The sequence below is a fragment of the Faecalimonas hominis genome (assembly GCF_054660755.1).
Window position 1 is genome coordinate 1 of the sequence record NZ_BAAHSH010000049.1, and the last position, 19795, is coordinate 19795.

Below are 19795 nucleotides of genomic sequence, written 5' to 3' on the forward strand. Positions count from 1 at the left end.
ATCAAAAATGGTTTATACTATTTTGTCACATTTTCTTAGGAAACTTGACAAATAAAAGGCAGATGTGTACAATAAAAAGAGTTATTAATTAAATAAGATAATGACAAGGAAGAGGAGTATTAAGAGCCTATCGTTTGCAGAGAGTTGTCGTTTGGTGCAAGACAACAGCGTAATCTCCCAACTCGCCTCGGAGTTCTTTTGTTGAAATATATTTGATGAGTACCTCGAAAGTACTTCAAAAGTACCTCGTCAAGTAACATATGTGGAAACAACTACATCGCTAGGTTCGTAAGAACCTCACCAAGCCGATGAGTTGTGCCTTGTTACTAGACTCGAAAGTACCTCGTCAAGTAACATAGGCAGAAGCGGGACTTCCCGTTATAGAAGAAATGAGTGCATTTTGTGAGAGCAGAATGAATAAGAGTGGTAACGCGGATAGACCTTTTCGTCTCTTTTTTTGAGATGAGAAGGTTTTTTTATAAAGAAATAGGAGGAGAAAATCATGGCAACACCTTATAATCACAAGGCGATTGAAAAAAAATGGCGTGAAAACTGGGAAAAGAATCCGGTAAACGTCAAAGCAGATGAAAATGGACAGAGAGAAAAATATTATTGTTTGGATATGTTCCCATATCCTTCAGGAAACGGTCTTCACGTAGGACACTGGAGAGGTTATGTTATCTCAGATGCATGGAGCCGTTACAAATTATTACAGGGACATTATATCGTACACCCAATGGGGTGGGACGCATTCGGTCTTCCAGCAGAAAACTATGCTATTAAAATGGGTGTTCACCCGTCCGTATCAACAGAAGAAAATATCAAAAACTTCAAAAAACAGTTAAATGAAATCTCTGCATTATATGACTGGGATATGGAAGTAAATACGACAGATCCTGCATTTTATAAATGGACACAGTGGATTTTCGTGAAAATGTTTAAAGAAGGATTGGCATATGAGAAAGAATTTCCAATTAACTGGTGTCCGTCATGTAAAACAGGATTGGCAAACGAGGAAGTTGTAAACGGTAAATGTGAGCGTTGCGGAACAGAGGTAACAAAGAAAAACCTTCGTCAGTGGATGCTTCGCATTACAAAATATGCAGACAGATTATTAAATGATCTGGATAAATTAGACTGGCCGGAAAAAGTAAAGAAAATGCAGGCAGAATGGATTGGGAAATCTTACGGTGCAGAAGTAGATTTTAAAGTAGACGGAAAAGATGAAAAAATCACAGTTTACACAACAAGACCTGATACATTACACGGTGCTACATTTATGGTGCTTGCACCTGAACACGCTCTGGCAAAAGAACTTGCTACAGACGAAACAAGAGAAGCGGTAGAAAAATACATTTTGGATTCTTCAATGAAATCAAATGTAGACAGACTTCAGGACAAGGAAAAAACAGGTGTGTTTACAGGTTCTTATGCAATCAATCCGATTAACAATGCGAAAGTACCGATTTGGCTGTCAGACTATGTATTGGCAGACTATGGAACAGGCGCAATTATGTGTGTACCGGCTCATGATGATCGTGACTTTGAATTTGCCACAAAATTCAATATTCCGATTATTCAGGTAATTGCCAAAGACGGCGAAGAAATTGAAAATATGACAGAGGCTTACACAGACGCAGTAGGAACAATGATTAATTCCGGAGAATGGAACGGAATGGAATCAGCAGTACTGAAAAAAGAAGCCCCGCACATGATTGAAGAAAGAGGAATCGGTAAAGCGACGGTCAACTTCAAACTGCGTGACTGGGTATTCTCACGTCAGCGTTATTGGGGTGAGCCAATTCCGATTGTACATTGTGAACACTGCGGCGCAGTTCCTGTTCCGGAAGATCAGCTTCCACTTACATTGCCGGACGTAGATTCCTATGAGCCGACAGGTACGGGAGAATCTCCGCTTGCGGGAATTGAAAGTTGGGTAAATACAACTTGTCCGGTTTGTGGTAAACCTGCAAAACGCGAAACAAACACAATGCCTCAATGGGCAGGTTCTTCATGGTATTTCCTTCGCTATGTGGATAACCATAATGCAGAAGAACTTGTATCGAAAGAAAAAGCAGATGAAATGTTACCGGTAGATATGTATATCGGTGGTGTTGAACATGCAGTTCTTCACTTACTATACTCACGTTTCTATACAAAATTCTTATATGATATAGGGGCAGTTGACTTTGACGAACCATTTAAAAAATTATTCAATCAGGGAATGATTACAGGTAAAAATGGTATCAAGATGAGTAAATCAAAAGGAAATGTTGTATCTCCTGATGATTTGGTAAGAGATTACGGCTGTGACTCACTTAGAATGTACGAATTATTTGTAGGACCACCTGAATTAGATGCTGAGTGGGACGACAGAGGAATTGACGGTGTATACCGCTTCTTAAACCGTGTATGGAATCTTGTTATGGACAGCAAAGACGCTGATGTAAAGGCGACAAAAGAAATGATTAAGATTCGCAATAAAATGGTATATGATATTACAACACGTTTAGAGAGTTTCAGTTTAAATACAGTTGTTTCAGGATTTATGGAATACAACAACAAACTTTTGGACATTGCGAAAAAAGAGGGTGGAGTAGATAAGGAAACATTAGGAACGTTTGCAATCCTTCTCGCACCGTTTGCACCGCATATGGCAGAAGAATTGTGGGAACAGTTAGGAAATGCAGGAAGCGTATTCCATGCAGGCTGGCCGACATACGACGAAGAGGCAATGAAAGATGATGAAATTGAAGTTGCGGTACAGATTAACGGAAAAACAAGAGCGGTTGTGACAATTCCGGCAGAAATCTCTAAAGAAGATGCGATTGCGGCAGGAAAAGAAGCGGTTGCGGATAAATTGACAGGAACAATCGTAAAAGAAATTTATGTTCCGGGAAGAATTATAAATATTGTGCAGAAATAAGCAGTGCGAATAATGGAAGAGATGAGATTACCCTGCTTGTAGGAGTAAGATCATCTCTTTTGTTATTCATAGGGCGTATGCCCGTCAACCGACATGGAGCGAAGCGGAATGGAGGTTGCCAGCATGGGTTATGATATGTAAAATGCTTGGAAATATTGAAAAGTTCGCTTAAAATCAAGGTTTACGGACATTTTTCTTCAAAGAAAAGGTATCGTAGAATACCGCAAAATATCGTAACAGATTTTTAAAATGGAGTAAAATTGGAGTAAAGATTGAAAGAAAATGGAGTAAATATTTCAAGAAGACATGAAAGGAATGACGCAGATAGTAGGGATATTGTCTGCGTTATTTTTGTTAAGAAAAGCAGGCAAGGAATTTGCTGTGGCAGATTATTTGTCAAAGAATATAAAAGAGGTTTCTGTATTTGTTCCCTCTTCAGCACAGGAAAAGGGAATTGACTTGTTATTATATAAATTTTCTAATGGTGTGAATTTGATAAATACAATACAAGTCAAGATGTCGAGAGCTTATTATAATTTAAATTCAAAATATCAAGGTATGTTATGGTACAATAGATTTGAACCGCAAAACAATGCGGATTGGTTTATTTTAGTCGGTATATATGCAAATTGTCCTAAAGATGTAAATGCTTCAATTAAGGCATTTGAATGGGACACGATTATGCTGGCGTTTAAAAATAAAGAAATGAAGTAATTTATGGACGAAGTTCGATTGAAAACAGATATTGAAAGAAAAGATAAGATGTTTGGTTTCGGTTTCAATGAAAAGAGCAAGATAGTTCAAACAAGAGGGTATATAGAAGAACGTGATATGTCCCAGTATCTGATTGAAAATAGGATTGAAGAAATTAGAAATTCATTTCGATAAGAAAAGTTGTTTAAAGGAAATAAAAAATCGCGATATTTACATAGGCTGTAAAGAAACAAAAGAAAAGGTATATGAGGAGGAACGAGATGAAAGGTTTTAATTTGAAAAAGGAATTGAAAAAAAGGAAAGCAAGATACTCGGAGCAGGAGTTGTTATAAAAGACATATTGCAGGGGTGTATTATTTTTTTGTGTATTCTCCATAGGTACACTTTCTCCATAAAGCCAACGCAAATCTATATCTGATTTGGTGTTTGCCTATTCGGACGGTTCGCCGGTTTATTATTACAACGTTAATAGTGAAATCCATACTTTGAGGCATACATACGCTACAAGGCGCTATGAAAATGGAATAGACCAACAGGTAGTACAGAAACTCTAAGGTCATTCCACGCCGGTAATGACAACAGATTTATACATGCATGCTTCAGAAAAAAAGAAAAAGCGGTAGAAGTAAGTCTGGAATTAACAGGGAGTAGAGAAGAAGTTACAGATAAACAGTTGTTACCAAAATGGAAACAAGGAAAATACATACTGGTACTTTTATTTTAAGTTCTATCGTTATATGATGTGAATGAAAGAGAGGTATGGAGTATGGCATTAAGTGATAACATCAAAAAATTCAGAGAAGAAAAAAATCTCACTCAGCAACAACTTGCGGATAAGTTATATGTTTCAAGACAGACAATTTGTCGTTGGGAAAATGGTTCGAGATGTCCGGATTTGATTACTGCAAAAAAACTGGCATTAGAACTAGATGTAAGTATGGACGAACTTATATCTGATGAAGATGTAAATGACACTCAAGTAAATTATGGGATATGGAAATCAGAGAGGATACAAAATCGGACACGTCTGCAAGAACTCCGCAAAAAATTATTGAATTTTATGGAAATTTTGGGTTCCATATTTATGGCGATTATTCTGCTTTTTCGTGTTCAGTTAGAGAGGGATATACCATTATGGCTTACCATTAGTTTCTTTTGTATAGCAATCCCATTGATTGCAATTAACTTACTGATTTCTAAAAAAATAAGAGAAATGTAGTGAGACCAAGGAACAAGGCGAAGCCGATAGGGCGTATGACCTATAAAGGTATTGGAGAATACCGCAAAATATCGTACCTGATTTTTAAAATGGAGTAAATATTTCAAAGGTGTAATGGAAACGGCGTGGATAGTGGAAACATTATCTGCGCTGTCTTTTTGAAATAAATGATGTGAGAAATTAAAAGATATGATATCCTATAGGTAATTGGAATTGACCGAGCAGAGAGAGGGATACTCTTGAACTTATCTTCAAGAAGATGGGCAGTTAGAGAAAGTTAAAGAATTCTTAAAAAATACAGCATAGAATCATAACTTTTCCATAGTATACTTTAAATCAAGAAAGGCGAAATGGGAGGAATAGACATGAAAAAGCAAAAGAAAGGATTTTTGACATTTATCTGCTCTTTAATACCGGGAGCGGGAGAGTTGTATATGGGATTTGAAAAACAGGGAATGAGTATTTTGATTACATTTTGGGGAATCGTTGCTATATCGGCGCTTACGGGAATGACATTTATTCTCTGTCTCTTACCGATTATCTGGTTTTACAGTTTTTTCCATACACACAATTTGAAAAATTTGACCGAAGAGGAATTTATGCTGGAAAAAGACAGATACCTGATTAATTTGGGATATGTAATGGAAAACAAAGAAGAATTATTACAAAAATACCGTGCAGTAATTGCAGGAGCGTTGATTTTAATTGGTGCAGCAGTGATTGGAAAGTCTTTGGTAAGAGTTCTTTGGAATGTTATACCGATGTATCTGTATGATGTTTTTTCTTCAGCGATTCATTTAATCGGAGGAGGAGTTGTAGGAATAGGAATCATTATTTTGGGAGTATATTTTCTGCGTAAAAGAGATGAGGCCGAAGAGGCAGAAGAATAGGTGAAAAATTATGAGATTAACAACGCTTTGTTATATTGAAAAAGATGACAGTTATCTTATGCTGCATCGTGTCAGTAAGAAAAATGATGTAAATAAAGATAAGTGGATTGGAGTTGGCGGCCATTTTGAAGCAGGGGAAAGTCCTGAGGATTGCCTTCTGCGGGAAGTAAAAGAAGAGACTGGACTGATGCTTACTTCTTATCGGTTTCGTGGACTTTTGACGTTTGTGTTCAATGACAATGAAGCGGAATATATCTGCCTTTACACTGCAGACGGATTTGAGGGAGAAATAACAGATTGTGACGAGGGAACTTTGGAATGGGTTTCCAAAAAGAAAATTCCGGAATTGAATTTGTGGGAAGGCGATAAAATTTTCTTTGAATTGTTGAATAGAAATGAGCCGTTTTTTTCCATGAAATTAGTGTATCAGGGAGATATGCTTGTTGATTGCGAGTTGAATGGGGAGAAGATATTGACGAGAAAGGAATAAAATGTGTCGAAACTGTGAAAGGGGACGTAGTATTTTTTAAGTTTACTACGTCCCCTTTCACAGTTTTTTCACAATTAAAAGATTTTCGTTGTCCATTTTGTACAGTCCCAAACCTCATTTACCACATCGCGGTAAAATTCAGGTTCATGACAAATCAGAAGAACACTTCCCCGATATTCCTGAAGGGCGCGTTTTAATTCGTCCTTTGCATCTACGTCCAAGTGGTTCGTAGGCTCGTCGAGAAGCAAGATGTTTGTTTCACGGTTGATTAATTTGCAGAGGCGTACTTTCGCCTGTTCACCACCGCTTAGAACACGCACCTGACTTTCGATATGTTTTGTTGTCAGACCACATTTTGCAAGAGTGGAGCGGACTTCATACTGTGTGAAAGAAGGAAATTCACTCCAAATTTCTTCGATACAGGTTGTTGTGTTATCCTGTGCGGTTTCCTGCTCAAAATATCCGATTTGCAGATTTTCACCCAACTCTACAGAGCCGCTCAATGCGGGAATCAGCCCGAGAATACTTTTCAAAAGTGTTGTCTTTCCGATACCGTTTGCACCGACAAGGGCAATCTTGTGTCCGCGTTCCATAGCGAGTGTGAGCGGTTTGGAGAGTGGCTCGTCATATCCGATGACAAGGTCTTTTGTCTCAAAAATATATTTTCCCGGAGTGCGTCCTGTTTTAAAATGAAATTCCGGTTTCGGGCGTTCAGCGGCAAGTTCGATAATATCCATTTTATCCAGTTTTTTCTGGCGGGACATTGCCATGTTTCTTGTGGAAACGCGGGCTTTATTGCGGGCGACAAAATCCTTTAATTCGCTGATTTCCTGCTGCTGGCGTTTGTAGGCAGCCTCCAATTGTGCTTTTTTTACTTCGTAAACCTGCTGGAAGTGTTCGTAATCTCCGACATATCGGTTTAATTCCTGATTTTCCATATGATATACGATATTGATAACATCATTCAGGAATGGAATGTCGTGGGAAATCAGAATAAAGGCATTTTCATAGTCGATAAGATAACGTTTTAACCAGACAATATGTTCTTCGTCTAAATAGTTTGTAGGTTCGTCCAAAAGAAGAATGTCGGGTTTTTCCAACAAAAGTTTGGCGAGAAGGACTTTCGTTCTCTGTCCGCCGCTTAAATCTGTTACGTCTCTTTCCAATCCGATGTCAAGTATGCCGAGGGCTCTTGCAACTTCTTCGATTTTGGCGTCAATTACATAGAAATCATGTAAAGTCAGGGTGTCCTGAATGCTTCCAAGTTCTTCCATCAGTGTAATCATTTCGTCTTCATCTGCGCTGCCGAGAGAGTCGCAGATGTCATTCATTTTCTTTTCCAATTCAAAAAGATAGGCGAAAGCGGATTTTAATACGTCGCGGATTGTCATGCCTTTTTCTAAAACAGTGTGCTGGTCCAGATAGCCGACACGGACATTTTTAGCCCACTCGATTTTGGCTTCGTCAGGCTGAAGTTTACCGGTTACGATATTTAAAAAAGTGGATTTTCCCTCTCCGTTTGCACCGACAAGACCAATGTGCTCTCCTTTTAATAAACGGAAGGAAACGTCCTCAAAAATAGCACGGTCGCCGAAACCGTGTGATAAATGTTCAACGTTTAATATGCTCATAGATAACTCCTTAATATACATTCATTTTCTATCCTATTTTACATGATAAACGTCTTTTTGTCATCAGTAATTATGTAAATGAAGACACCCGAAGGTGTCCTCAAATATTATTTCATTGTCCCCTGTGTCAAAATGGATTTTACATGTTGTTTTTCTTCGGCAGTTGCTTTTGCGGCAGGCACATAATAACTTTTTTCGCGGGCAATCTGATACAGTTTTTCCTGTGACATTTCGCACTCGTTACGCAACTGTTTTAAGCATTGTTTTAATTCCTTGTTTTCTGTCTGGGAAATCATTTCTCCAAACATTTTTAATTCACCGTTTGCTCCTACAAGGGCATCTGCTACCATAGTTTTTTCGTCCATAATTGTCCTCCTATAAGAATTTTAACAATTCCTGTTTGTTTTTCATTGCACTGTCAGCACTGTCCTGAAACAGTTTTTTGATTTCAGGGTCCTGTGCAAAAGATGCGTAGTCAGTCATTTTGCAGTGTGTTGTGGAATATCCGCCGATAAGGTGGCGAAGGTTTTGTAAATCCAAAATTGAAATATCTTCCATGATACTCTCCTCCTTAAATATAATAATCATCTGACAAGAGTAGTATGGCTGCTTTCGTGCAAATTATTCATCTGCCAATCGGGACGCATGAATAAAAGAAGAGAACAGCCTCCTCATAACAGGCGTTGAGCGGTACATGGCCTCCGGGTGCCATTGGACGCCAATGGAAAAAGAGTGGTCGGTGAGTTCAATCCCCTCAATAATTCCGTCAGAAGTGTGGGCGCAGGAGATAAGCCCTTTTCCCAGCCGGTCAATGGTCTGATGATGATAACTGTTTGTATAGACAATATTCCCGATGATTCTGTGTAAATGGGTGCCGGATTTCACCGTCACTTTGTGGCTGATATCTTTTCGGGAGAAAGAGCGCTGCATATGATTTATGGAATCTTTTACTTTTATAGAAATGTCCTGACAGACGGTTCCGTTACAGGCAACATTTAAAAGTTGCATTCCCCGGCAGATGGCGAGAACGGGTTTTCCGCTTAAAAGTACATGGCGCATAAAACGAAGTTGAAAAATATCTAAAGTAATATTGGTTTCTCCAAGTTTGTCCACAGGTTCCTGTCCAAAAAGAAGAGGAGTGATATCTCCTCCTCCGCAGAATAAAAATCCGTCACAGAGGGAAATGTATTCATGAATGGCAACGTTTGATTTGACAAGAGGAATAATCAGGGGAAGACCGCCTGAATATCGCACCGCCTGTACATAGGAATTTGTTACAAACTGTCTGTTTTCCGAAAGTCCGCAGACAATAATGGCAATTTTAGGTTTCATATTGTTTTTTTTTCCTTTTTTGTATAGTATATACCATAAGCCAAAAAACATACCGGAGGGAGAGAAAATGGATAAATTAATTGACTTGCACTGTGATACGATTTGGAGACTGATGGAAGCGGGGAAAAATGCCACATTGGAGAACAATCCTTTTTGTGTGAATTTGAAAGAGATGAGACGGGCAGATACAATGGCACAGTTTTTTGCCTGTTTCGTGGATATGCAATGGTTTCAGGAAGAAAATAAATTTGAGGAGGGCTATCAATATGTAAAAAAGATGATAGAACGGCTGAGAAAAGAAGTGGAACATTTTTCGGATAAGATTGCATTTGCAAAAAACGAAAAAGAAATAGAAGAAAACAGAGAGGAAGGAAAAATTTCTGCCATACTCACAGTGGAGGAAGGAGGAATTTTAAATAATAAAATAGAAAGAATAGAAGAACTCCGAAACGAAGGAATCCGTCTTATGACAGTCTTATGGAATTACGAAAATTGTATCGGTTATCCAAACAGCAAAAATGCGGAGATAATGGCGAAGGGGCTTAAACCGTTCGGTTTTGAAGTGATAGAGAGAATGAACTATGTGGGAATGCTGATAGATGTTTCACATCTTTCGGACGGCGGATTCTGGGATATTTTACAGACAAGCAGAGTGCCGGTCGTTGCGTCTCACTCAAATGCGAGAGCGCTCTGTCCTCACCCGAGAAACATGACAGACGATATGATTCGCGGACTGGGAGAAAAGGGCGGTGTCATCGGAGTTAATTTTTACCCTCCGTTTATTCGGGAAAGTGGGAAAGCGACAGCGAAAAACATTGTAAGTCACATTCAACACATCGCAAATGTGGGAGGAATGGAAAGTGTCTGCATCGGAACGGACTTTGACGGATTTACCGGAGAAGAAGGAGAGATAGGGAAAGTTGGGCAGATAAATATTCTTTATGAGGAGTTGAAAAGGGCAAAATTTACGGAAAAACAGATAGAAAAGATTTGGCGGGGAAACGCAATGCGTGTAGTAAAAGAAGTGATATAATTGTAACATAAATGTAATACAAAGTGTGTTGACAGTACAACACACTTTTATTACAATGTAAGTGTACTAACACTGATAGTACATTTGAAACGGTAGAAAGGAGAAAAAATGATTGCAATAGATTATCAGAATAGAAAGCCGATTTATGAGCAGATAGTGGAAAAATTTCAAATGCTGATTCTAAAAGAAATTTTACCTTCGGGAAGTCAGATGCCGTCTGTGCGTTCTTTGGCAGTAGAACTTTCTATCAATCCAAATACAATTCAAAAAGCATATGCCACTCTGGAGCAGCAGGGTTACATATACCCCATCAAGGGAAGAGGGAACTTTGTTGCGGAAAGTACTGAACTGAAAGAGCAGAAGAAAGAGGCTTTCTCAGAGAAAATGAGGGAACTTGTCAGGGAAGGAATAGAGTTGGAAATTTCTAAGAAGGAATGTCTTGATGTGTTTGAGAATTGTTGGAAGGAGGAAAAGAGTTCATGATTGAAGTGCGCGATATCTGCAAGACGTTTGATGGTCTTAAAGCAATTGACCATGCGACGACAAAGATTATGGAGGGGCAGATCTTTGGTTTAGTAGGAAGCAACGGGGCAGGGAAAAGTACATTTCTCAGAATGTTAAGCGGAGTATTAAAAGCAGATGCAGGAGAGATATTAATAGACGGGGAGAATGTTTATGAGAATATAGAAGTGAAGGAAAAGATTTGCTTTTTATCCGATGTAGCGTACTTTCCGGCAAATGCGACAGGAAAGACAATGTGTGATTACTATTCGATAATGTACAAAGATTTTAATCCTTCACAATTCAATAAACTGGCAGAGAAATTTCAATTAGACATTTATAGAAAAATCAGTACATTTTCAAAGGGTATGCAAAAGCAGATGTCCATGTTATTGGGAGTGTGTACAAACACAAAATATTTATTCTGTGACGAAACATTTGACGGTTTGGATCCGGTTATGCGGCAGGCGGTAAAAAGTCTGTTTGCATCGGAAGTGATTAACAGAGGTTTTACACCGATTATCGCCTCTCATAATCTGAGAGAGTTGGAGGATATCTGCGACAGTATAGGACTTTTACATAGAGGAGGAATCCTGTTTACAAAAGACTTGGAGAATATGAAGTTCCACATTCATAAAGTACAGTGTGTAATTACAAATCCGGTGATGGAAGAGAGACTCCTTGCGGAACTGGACATATTGTACCACGAAAAGCAGGGTTCGATTTTGAGTTTTATTTCAAGGGGAACAAGGGAAGAGATAATGGAAAGAGTGGAAGAAAAAGAACCGATTTTTATGGAAACAGTACCTCTTTCTTTAGAAGAAATATTTATCAGTGAAATGGAGGTGGAAGGATATGACATCAAAAATTTCCTTCTCTAAATTGATAAAAGAAGATATAAAGAAACGGGCATGGCTGTTACTTTTGTCCATCACGATTTTTATTATTATCATTCCCGTGTTGACTGCAATTAAAATAGAGGGTGCATTGCCGGGAGGAGTAAGCAGTTCATCTGAAACATGGCGGGAAGTGCAGACATGGTTTTTATCGGAAATGGGATTTTCTAATATCTATATGTGGTCTGCGATCATTCTTGGGGGAGTTTTGAGTGGAATAACATCATTTTCATATTTACACTCAAAAAATCAGATTGATTTTTACCACAGTTTTCCGATAAAGAGGGAGACATGGTACTTTGTAAACTATATAGGCGGTGTCATTCAGATTGTAGTGCCGTATATCATAGGGTATATTTTGCTGCTGGCAATCGGTATTGTAAAAGGGGTGGCAAGCCCGCAGCTTTTTCATCAGAGCAGTGTGATTATGGGAATGATGGTGCTTGTGTTTTTGCTCGTATATGGGACAACCGCACTGGCGATGATCATTACGGGAAAACTGCTTGTAGGAATACTTGGAACGATTATATTTTTTTCGTGGGGTTCTGTAATCGTAGCATTGAAAAATTATATTATGCTTCAGATTTTTGAAAATTATATGACGGAAGAGATGGTGACGGGGTTTCTCGAAAACATGAAAGAAGGCGGGGGCTGGTATTCTCCGATATTGATGTATGATAAGATAAGACAATATTATGAGTTGGGAAAACCGATGTTTCCGCTTGTTATGGTACTGATATTTGTCATTGCACTTATTTTTCTTTTAGGGCTGTTTGCGTTTAAAAAGAGAAAAATGGAAAATGTCGGAAAAGCTATCGTATACTCCAAGTTGGAATCTATTGTACAGATTGTTATCACAGTGTCAGCGGGCGTGTTTTTCTCAGTTATAGTAAGCAGTCAGAACCAGACGCGGGGCATGAAAAACGGTTGGCTGTATGGAATAGCAGTTGTCTCGGTAGTGATCGTGTACGGTATCATTTCGTTTATTTATAACGGAGATGTGAGAATATTATTTGAAAAGAAAATACCATTTTTTCTTTCAATGGGAATAACTTTGGTAGTATTAACCGTTTTTCAGTTCGATATACTTGGGTATGATGAGTATGTGCCGGAAAAAGACAAGATAGAAACGATGGCAATAGATTCTTATGATGCAAACTATCTGCTGAATTACAGAGGATTGTGGGATAATAGAAGTTACAAAGAACATCTGGTAAAATTAAAGACAACACAGTTTGAACCGATGTATTCCCTGATAAAAGATACTCTGAAAGAGGGAAGTAAGCCAAATGCCGAAAATACAACGGTGAATATCGGATATTATCTGAAAAACGGCAGAAAAATATATCGGAAATATCAGGTAAACAGGGAAAAACTGCTGTTATGTCTGGACAGAGCCATGACAGATGAAAATTATAAAAGGGAAATATTAAAAATAGGGGAGATAGATGCTGACGAAAAAAGTTCCGTCTCATTTGAAAATATCAGATCGGAGAACATTCCGGTTAAATTGAACGAGGCGGAGAGGGAAAATTTATATGATCAGTATTATAAAGACATGGAAAAATATCCGTTGTCAGATATTTTAGACGGGGAGATTATCGGAAGATTGTATTATAAAAGCAAAAAGGACGAACGTGTTCTGTATGTTTTTAAAGAATATAAGGATTTTATTTCTGTGTTAAGTCAATATTGTGAAGTTCCCGATAAGATTACACAGCAGGAAGTGACATCTATCACGGTAGAGGATTTCAGAGATTCAAATAATCTGAAAGAGATAACAGTTCAGGCAACTGAGAAAGAGAAAATCCAAAGTATACTGGACAGTTTAAGTTACACGGAGATGGATTCATATAGTGGAAACATAGAACCAAATGTATATGTTTCCATTGCAACAGAAGATGATTTGATTAGTGCATTTATAAAAAAAGGGAAGATACCGGAATTTTTAAAATAATGGCACGGAGGAAAAGGTGAATATAAATGAAAAATACAAGGGGAAGAAGTAGAAATATAAGAAGCAGAAGACGTAGAATCTTAATCAGTAAAATAATCATTTGTGTTGTCGTTTGTATCGGAGTGATTTTTGGAATAAAAACAGCGGCAAATACATTTTTTCAAAAGGCGGCAAAAATAGTGTTAAAAGCAGACGATGCTGAGATGAGGGAGGGGCAGACCATTCCGGAAATAAAGGTCAATGTTACGGTACAGGGGGAGAAGGATATCGTATTGGATAAGAAAACGGGATATACTGTTCAGAAACTAATTGATGATTTGAAAAATGGTGAGAACTACACCGTTACAAATGAAACAGACGGGAAAACAGAGGGAAGTTTTCCGGTAAAAATTGTTTTGAAGGAAGAGATAAAAGAAAAATTAAAAAACGAGTGGAAGGGGAAAGTTTCGATTGAGACAGAAGAGTCTAAACTCGTTGTAAAAAATGCCCTGGGTGATTGGGAAGGAAATAAATTTAAAAAAGCAGACGGTCAGTATGCCATGAATGAATTTGTCAAAATGAAAGACGGAACATATTATTTTGATGAAAAAGGGGAAAAAGTAACGGGGCAGAAAGACATAGGAATTAAACGCTGCGTATTTTCCGCTGACGGAAAACTGGAGTCAGAAAAGTTTATTGGTCTGGATCCGACAAAACCGATGATAGCACTTACGTTTGATGACGGACCGGGGGCAGAAGCGGGAAGGATTTTGGACGTGCTGGAGAAATACAATGCGAGGGCAACGTTTTTCATGGTAGGACCGATGGTAAACAGATATCCGGAAACCGTAAAACGAATTTCAGACTTAAATTGTGAATTGGGTAATCACTCGACAAATCACCCGAAGTTGACAAAGTTAGATGCAGCAGGAATTAAGAAAGAAATTCAGACGACAACAGACGCTATTGTAAAAGCGACAGGTGGAAAAGGCCCTACGGTAATGCGCCCTCCGTTTGGTGCGGTAAATGAAACCGTAAAGCAGACGGTTGGATTTCCGATTATTATGTGGTCAGTAGATACATTGGATTGGAAGACAAGAAATACACAGAAAACAATTGATAATGTGTTAGCGAACGCAAAAGACGGAAGTGTCGTGTTAATGCATGATATACACAAACCGTCAGTTGATGCGGCTGTTCAGTTGATTCCGAAATTAATCGAGAAAGGTTATCAGTTAGTAACGGTAAGCGAACTTGCGGAGGCGAGAGGAATTGATTTACAAAACGGTGTAAAGTATTCACAGTTCTATAAATAATGAAAAGGCAGAGATTTCTCTGTCTTTTTTAATACTTCCGAATAGAAAAGCAATGCGAGGACATAATATGTTAAAAAGAAATGTTCTGGGAGGAATCAATTATGGTTGGATTTATTATTGCTCTTCTGTCGGGGGCGTTGATGAGCGTACAGGGAGTGTTTAATACGCAGGTGACAAAGACAACCGGAATGTGGGTGTCAAATGCATGGGTGCAGTTGACTGCATTTCTTCTCTGCGTAGTGGCATGGTTTTTCGCCGGAAGGGACAGTGTCATGACTATCGCAAAAGTTGAGCCGAAATATGTTTTGCTTGGCGGTGTTATCGGCGCAGGGATTACGTGGACGGTCATTAAGAGTATGGAACAGTTAGGACCGGCTAAAGCGGCGCTTCTCATCGTTATTTCGCAACTTATTGTCGCCTATGTAATTGAGGTTTTAGGATTGTTCGGTGTGGAGAAACAGCCTCTTGAGTGGAGGAGGGTAATCGGTATGATAATAGCGCTTGTAGGAGTGGGAATTTTCCAGTGGAAGTAGTTGTATTTGAATAGGAAATTCGTTATAATATGTATGTCTAAGCATAGAGGGGTATTGTAATTTTGATAAAGAATTACAAGGAGGATTTATGCGTAGAATATTATGTTATTGTTTGGGAATTTGTATAGCAATTTGTATACTCGCCGGCTGTCAGAAGAAGGAGACGGTTCAACTTGAGGAAGTGACTGAGAAGGAAGATGCGACAGAAGAGGAGGAAGTTTCTGAGAACATTCAGGTTGTTTATGTCTGTGGGGCGGTAAGGAAACCGGGCGTTTATAGGCTGCCTGCCGGAAGCCGCATATATGAAGCCATTGAGATGGCGGGAGGTATGACAGAGAAGGCTGATAAGGCGGCGCTGAACCAGGCTGAGAAGATTAAGGACGAAGCACAGATTTGTGTTCCTGAGAAAGCAGCAGAGGGGGAAGCCGCACAGGAGAGTCAGACGAAAGACGACGGCAAAATCAATTTGAACACGGCAACGGAGGAAGAATTGATGACGCTTACGGGAATCGGACAGTCTAAGGCGAAAAGTATTATACAGTATAGAGAGGAAAAAGGGAGATTTCAGTCAATCGAAGAAATAATGGAGATTGAGGGAATCAAAAGCGGTGTATTTAATAAAATAAAAGAACAGATTGTAGTAAGATAAGGGAGAAGGTTATGGGTAAAAAGGTTTTGGTTGTAGATGACGAAAAGTTGATTGTAAAAGGAATCCGCTTTAGTCTGGAGCAGGACGGAATGGAAGTAGATTGTGCATATGACGGAGAAGAGGCGCTTGAAAAGGCAAAAGCACAGGAATATGATTTGATTTTATTGGACATTATGCTTCCTAAATATACAGGATTTGAAGTGTGTCAGATGATAAGAGAATTTTCAGACGTTCCGGTTGTCATGTTGACGGCAAAAGGTGATGATATGGATAAAATTTTGGGACTTGAGTATGGGGCAGATGACTACATAACAAAACCGTTTAATATATTGGAAGTAAAGGCACGTATCAAAGCAATCATGCGCCGCACGGGTAAGAGTGTAAAAGAAAAAGAAGACAAGAATATTATTTTGAAAAACGATATGAAGATTGACCGCCAGAGCAGAAGGGTTTATGTGGACGGGAAAGAAATTAATCTGACGGCAAAAGAGTTCGATTTGCTGGAACTTTTGGCGACAAATCCGGATAAAGTATACAGCAGGGAAGAACTTCTTAACATTGTTTGGGGATATGAATATCCGGGCGATGCGAGAACGGTTGACGTTCATGTCAGAAGACTTCGTGAGAAAGTAGAGCCAAATCCGAGTGAGCCGAAGTATGTATATACAAAGTGGGGAGTTGGTTACTATTTTAGGGGTTAAGGAGAAGATGAAAAACAAGTTTTTTAAAAGTCTGCGGTTTCGCATTCTTTTATTGCTTGTTCTTTTTGGAATTATTCCGTGTGCGATTTTAAAGTCAGCAATTTTGGACAATTATATTGACCGGACCGTATCTGCAAGAACCGCGGAGATTCAAAATCAATGTGCAATTCTATCGAATCAGTTAAAAAGTTATAACTATCTGATTGATGCCAAATCTGAAGTAGTCAATGCGGAACTGACGCAATTATCTAATATTTATAATGGTCGTATTTTGGTGATTAACGATGAATTCCGGATTGTGAAAGACACATACGAACTGGAAGAAGGAAAGACGGTTGTTTCAGAAGACGTCTTGAAATGTTATCAGGGAAAGGGAACGACATATCACGATAAAAAGAACCACTACGCTGAGGTGACAATACCGGTTAAAGACGGCAAAAAAGTTGTGGGAGTTATTTTGATGAGCGTTTCGACTGATGCTATTTTAAATAATCAGGTGGAACTGGAAACGAAAGCTACAATTATTGTAATCACAATGGCGATTATTATTTTGCTGCTGGCATTTGTACTTTCTGCCCTTATGGTAAAACCTTTTGCAAGAATTACGAAGGCGATTGAAGATGTAAATGAGGGATATGATTCGGATAATCTTCATGAGAATGCGTATACGGAAACAACATTGATATCGGAAGCGTTTAATAAGATGCTTGGGCGTCTTAAGGTAGTCGATGATTCCAGACAGGAATTTGTATCAAATGTCTCTCACGAGTTGAAGACACCTCTTACGTCAATGAAAGTGTTGGCGGATTCCCTGCTTGCACAGGAAGACGTTCCGGTAGAACTGTATCAGGAGTTTATGGGTGACATTGCGGAAGAGATAGAAAGGGAGAATAAAATCATCAATGATTTACTTTCTCTTGTAAAGATGGACAAAACAACGATGAACCTGACCGTACAGCCGGAAAATATCAATGAACTGGTGGAACGTATTTTGAAACGTTTAAGACCTATAGCGGCGCAGCGCAATATTGAACTTGTATTTGAGTCGTTCCGTCCTGTGACGGCAGAGGTGGACGAGGTGAAACTGACATTGGCGCTATCCAATCTTGTGGAAAATGCCATTAAGTACAACAGGGACGATGGCTGGGTACATGTTTCCTTAAATGCAGACCATAAGTATTTTTATGTGAAAGTTGCGGATTCGGGAATCGGAATTCCGAAGGAAGATACAGAGCATATTTTTGAAAGATTTTATCGTGTTGATAAATCACATTCAAGAGAAATAGGCGGTACGGGACTTGGACTTGCCATTGCTCGAAATGCGATTGTTATGCACAGAGGTGCGGTAAAAGTGTACAGTGAAGAGGGAGAAGGAACGACATTTACCGTTCGTGTTCCGCTGACGTACATCGTTTAAAAGAGGGAAAGTATATGAAGAGGCAGAAAATAACAGTAATAATAGGTGTTCTGATGCTTGTACTTTTGTCGGGCTGTCAATCAAAAGAGGAAAAAGAAGGGAAAGGTCCTTTTCTTTATTATGTTAATATGGAAGGAACTGCACTGGAAAAAGAATCCTATGAAATAAAAGAAGATACACCTGAGAAAGCAGTAAATAAAATGCTTGAGAAACTGGCAGAAACGCCTGAGACAATCGAGGTAAAGGCGCCTATTCCGCCGGAAGTAAAGATAAAAAAAGTGGAAGTCAAGGCAGATGAAGTGCATATCCATATGAATGAGAAATACTTGGAACTGGAAGAGGTAGAAGAAATTCTCTGCCGCGCGTCCATTGTGCAGTCGCTGACACAGATTGATGGGATTGAAAAGGTGGCGTTTTATATAGGAGAAGAACCGTTCAGAACGAAAAGCGGAGATGTTGTAGGTTTTATGAAAGCGGATTCTTTTGTAAAAGATACGAAAAATGCGTTGAAGTCCAGCCAGCAGACGACACTGACTTTGTTTTTCGCAAATGAGAAAGGGGACGGGCTTATTTCCGAAAAAGTAAATGTAAGATATTCGGGAGATACGTCCATAGAAAAACTTGTTATTGAGCAGTTGATGAAAGGACCGGAAACGAGCGGGGCAAAACCTGTATTGCTTTCGCAGGTAAAAGTATTGAATGTTTCCGTGAAAGACGGAATATGTTATGTAAATTTTGATAAACAATTTTTGGAGCAAAAGTTTGATGTTGAACCGAAAGTTGTTATTTACGGCATCGTCAATTCACTGATCAGTAACGGAAAAGCGAGCCGTGTACAGATTTCAGTGGAGGGGGAAACATCGGTAAAATTTCAGGAGGCAGTTTATCTGAATGAGCCTTTTGACAGAAATGTGGAATTAGTAGAGCATGAATAAATGAGAAAAAGACCACTTTGTATAGTTTGCAGTATTCTTATTGCCGTACAGGTTTTCTTGTTTGTGGCGGGAATCAGAGAGATGGTTCCCGCCACAGAGTCTTTTAAAGAGTTTGAAGGGAAACGGGTCGGTGTATCGGGGCAAATCTATCGAAAAGAAAAGAGTTCTAACGGGCAAATCTTATATCTGAAAGATGCAAGGATTCTGCATCGGAATCACAGAATAAAAAATATAAAAATAACGGTGTATGATAAAACGATGATGAAAACCGCACTCGGAAATAAAATTTCTGCTGTGGGGACAGTTCGTTTTTTCGATGTGCCAAGAAATTTTGGGAACTATGACCAGAAATTTTATTATGAAAAACAGGGGATTTCTTTGTCCGTCTTTTCCACGAAAGTGAAAATGCTGTCAGAGGAAACATGGGCTGTAAGAGAAGGACTTTTAAAGTTTCGGGAAAAATGTCATCAGATTGTATGTGGCATATTGGGAAAAGAAAAAGGCGGTATGATAAGTGGAATATTACTGGGAGAAAAAAGTGAGATGAGTCCAAAATGGAAGGAAATGTATCAGGTAAACGGAATAGGGCATATTTTGGCCATTTCCGGTGTCTGTTTTCTGTGTTGGGTATTTCTAATAGGCGAAAGAATGGCTTAAAATGGGCGTTTGTGAGCAT

The 19795-nt window shown here is 38.9% G+C and carries 21 protein-coding genes, 1 pseudogene and 1 other annotated feature; of the genes and pseudogenes, 17 read left to right on the forward strand and 5 right to left on the reverse strand.

Annotation, left to right across the window (positions count from 1 at the left end; translation table 11 throughout):
* The first annotated feature begins 97 nt into the window (after positions 1 to 97).
* Positions 98 to 456: a binding site (T-box leader), on the forward strand.
* A 46-nt stretch (positions 457 to 502) separates the two neighbouring features.
* From leuS to ACYQ35_RS09015, 3 genes are all read left to right on the forward strand, one after another.
* The gene (gene leuS / locus ACYQ35_RS09005) at positions 503 to 2926 is read left to right on the forward strand and encodes a leucine--tRNA ligase (RefSeq protein WP_459832564.1); all 2424 of its coding nucleotides are present in this window, start codon (positions 503 to 505) and stop codon (positions 2924 to 2926) included.
* A 306-nt stretch (positions 2927 to 3232) separates the two neighbouring features.
* Positions 3233 to 3640 (forward strand): hypothetical protein, encoded by a 408-nt coding sequence (locus ACYQ35_RS09010; protein WP_459832568.1) that lies wholly within the window; start codon positions 3233 to 3235, stop codon positions 3638 to 3640.
* A 3-nt stretch (positions 3641 to 3643) separates the two neighbouring features.
* Positions 3644 to 3814: a hypothetical protein gene (locus tag ACYQ35_RS09015; RefSeq protein ID WP_459832571.1), complete on the forward strand. Its 171-nt coding sequence runs from the start codon at positions 3644 to 3646 to the stop codon at positions 3812 to 3814.
* A 130-nt stretch (positions 3815 to 3944) separates the two neighbouring features.
* Here the strand turns inward: ACYQ35_RS09015 and ACYQ35_RS09020 are convergent.
* Positions 3945 to 4055, reverse strand: a pseudogene (locus ACYQ35_RS09020) (transcriptional regulator); the annotation flags it as partial.
* 351 nt (positions 4056 to 4406) lie between these two features.
* Here ACYQ35_RS09020 and ACYQ35_RS09025 point away from each other — a divergent pair.
* The 3 genes from ACYQ35_RS09025 to ACYQ35_RS09035 all read left to right on the forward strand — a co-directional run bounded on the left by ACYQ35_RS09025 (position 4407) and on the right by ACYQ35_RS09035 (position 6239).
* Positions 4407 to 4859, forward strand: coding sequence for a helix-turn-helix transcriptional regulator (locus tag ACYQ35_RS09025; RefSeq protein ID WP_459832574.1), 453 nt, complete (start codon positions 4407 to 4409; stop codon positions 4857 to 4859).
* A gap of 365 nt (positions 4860 to 5224) precedes the next feature.
* On the forward strand, positions 5225 to 5749 hold the full coding sequence (locus tag ACYQ35_RS09030; protein ID WP_459832579.1) for a hypothetical protein: 525 nt from the start codon (positions 5225 to 5227) through the stop codon (positions 5747 to 5749).
* 10 nt (positions 5750 to 5759) lie between these two features.
* Positions 5760 to 6239, forward strand: a complete 480-nt coding sequence (locus tag ACYQ35_RS09035) for an NUDIX hydrolase (RefSeq protein ID WP_459832582.1) — start codon at positions 5760 to 5762, stop codon at positions 6237 to 6239.
* Between the two features lie 74 nt (positions 6240 to 6313).
* Here the strand turns inward: ACYQ35_RS09035 and ACYQ35_RS09040 are convergent, their stop codons facing one another.
* From ACYQ35_RS09040 to ACYQ35_RS09055, 4 genes are all read right to left on the reverse strand, one after another.
* On the reverse strand, positions 6314 to 7870 hold the full coding sequence (locus ACYQ35_RS09040; protein WP_459832585.1) for an ABC-F family ATP-binding cassette domain-containing protein: 1557 nt from the start codon (positions 7868 to 7870) through the stop codon (positions 6314 to 6316).
* Between the two features lie 107 nt (positions 7871 to 7977).
* Positions 7978 to 8235, reverse strand: a complete 258-nt coding sequence (locus ACYQ35_RS09045) for a spore coat protein (protein WP_009460702.1) — start codon at positions 8233 to 8235, stop codon at positions 7978 to 7980.
* Positions 8236 to 8245: 10 nt separating this feature from the next.
* On the reverse strand, positions 8246 to 8428 hold the full coding sequence (locus ACYQ35_RS09050; RefSeq protein WP_009460704.1) for a hypothetical protein: 183 nt from the start codon (positions 8426 to 8428) through the stop codon (positions 8246 to 8248).
* A 63-nt stretch (positions 8429 to 8491) separates the two neighbouring features.
* On the reverse strand, positions 8492 to 9202 hold the full coding sequence (locus tag ACYQ35_RS09055) for a gamma-glutamyl-gamma-aminobutyrate hydrolase family protein (RefSeq protein WP_459832590.1): 711 nt from the start codon (positions 9200 to 9202) through the stop codon (positions 8492 to 8494).
* A 67-nt stretch (positions 9203 to 9269) separates the two neighbouring features.
* Here ACYQ35_RS09055 and ACYQ35_RS09060 point away from each other — a divergent pair, with 67 nt between their 5' ends.
* The 11 genes from ACYQ35_RS09060 to ACYQ35_RS09110 all read left to right on the forward strand — a co-directional run bounded on the left by ACYQ35_RS09060 (position 9270) and on the right by ACYQ35_RS09110 (position 19776).
* Complete coding sequence (locus ACYQ35_RS09060) at positions 9270 to 10235, forward strand: dipeptidase (protein ID WP_459832593.1); 966 nt, start codon at positions 9270 to 9272, stop codon at positions 10233 to 10235.
* A gap of 108 nt (positions 10236 to 10343) precedes the next feature.
* Positions 10344 to 10718 (forward strand): GntR family transcriptional regulator, encoded by a 375-nt coding sequence (locus tag ACYQ35_RS09065; protein ID WP_009460711.1) that lies wholly within the window; start codon positions 10344 to 10346, stop codon positions 10716 to 10718.
* Positions 10715 to 11617, forward strand: coding sequence for an ABC transporter ATP-binding protein (locus ACYQ35_RS09070; protein ID WP_009460713.1), 903 nt, complete (start codon positions 10715 to 10717; stop codon positions 11615 to 11617). The genes ACYQ35_RS09065 and ACYQ35_RS09070 overlap by 4 nt, the downstream gene beginning before the upstream one ends.
* Positions 11592 to 13589: a DUF6449 domain-containing protein gene (locus tag ACYQ35_RS09075; RefSeq protein ID WP_459832598.1), complete on the forward strand. Its 1998-nt coding sequence runs from the start codon at positions 11592 to 11594 to the stop codon at positions 13587 to 13589. Before ACYQ35_RS09070 ends, ACYQ35_RS09075 begins: the two co-directional genes overlap by 26 nt.
* Before the next feature lie 26 nt (positions 13590 to 13615).
* On the forward strand, positions 13616 to 14884 hold the full coding sequence (locus tag ACYQ35_RS09080; RefSeq protein ID WP_459832601.1) for a polysaccharide deacetylase family protein: 1269 nt from the start codon (positions 13616 to 13618) through the stop codon (positions 14882 to 14884).
* A 101-nt stretch (positions 14885 to 14985) separates the two neighbouring features.
* Complete coding sequence (locus ACYQ35_RS09085) at positions 14986 to 15417, forward strand: DMT family transporter (RefSeq protein ID WP_009460719.1); 432 nt, start codon at positions 14986 to 14988, stop codon at positions 15415 to 15417.
* Positions 15418 to 15505: 88 nt separating this feature from the next.
* Positions 15506 to 16066: a helix-hairpin-helix domain-containing protein gene (locus ACYQ35_RS09090; RefSeq protein ID WP_459832605.1), complete on the forward strand. Its 561-nt coding sequence runs from the start codon at positions 15506 to 15508 to the stop codon at positions 16064 to 16066.
* Positions 16067 to 16077: 11 nt separating this feature from the next.
* Positions 16078 to 16767, forward strand: a complete 690-nt coding sequence (locus ACYQ35_RS09095; RefSeq protein ID WP_009460723.1) for a response regulator transcription factor — start codon at positions 16078 to 16080, stop codon at positions 16765 to 16767.
* On the forward strand, positions 16724 to 18184 hold the full coding sequence (locus tag ACYQ35_RS09100; protein ID WP_009460725.1) for a sensor histidine kinase: 1461 nt from the start codon (positions 16724 to 16726) through the stop codon (positions 18182 to 18184). The genes ACYQ35_RS09095 and ACYQ35_RS09100 overlap by 44 nt, the downstream gene beginning before the upstream one ends.
* A 14-nt stretch (positions 18185 to 18198) precedes the next feature.
* Positions 18199 to 19119 carry a GerMN domain-containing protein gene (locus ACYQ35_RS09105; protein WP_459832610.1) on the forward strand — a complete coding sequence of 307 codons (921 nt, stop codon included), beginning with the start codon at positions 18199 to 18201 and terminating at the stop codon, positions 19117 to 19119.
* Positions 19120 to 19776: a ComEC/Rec2 family competence protein gene (locus ACYQ35_RS09110; RefSeq protein ID WP_459832613.1), complete on the forward strand. Its 657-nt coding sequence runs from the start codon at positions 19120 to 19122 to the stop codon at positions 19774 to 19776.
* The last annotated feature ends 19 nt before the right edge of the window (positions 19777 to 19795 follow it).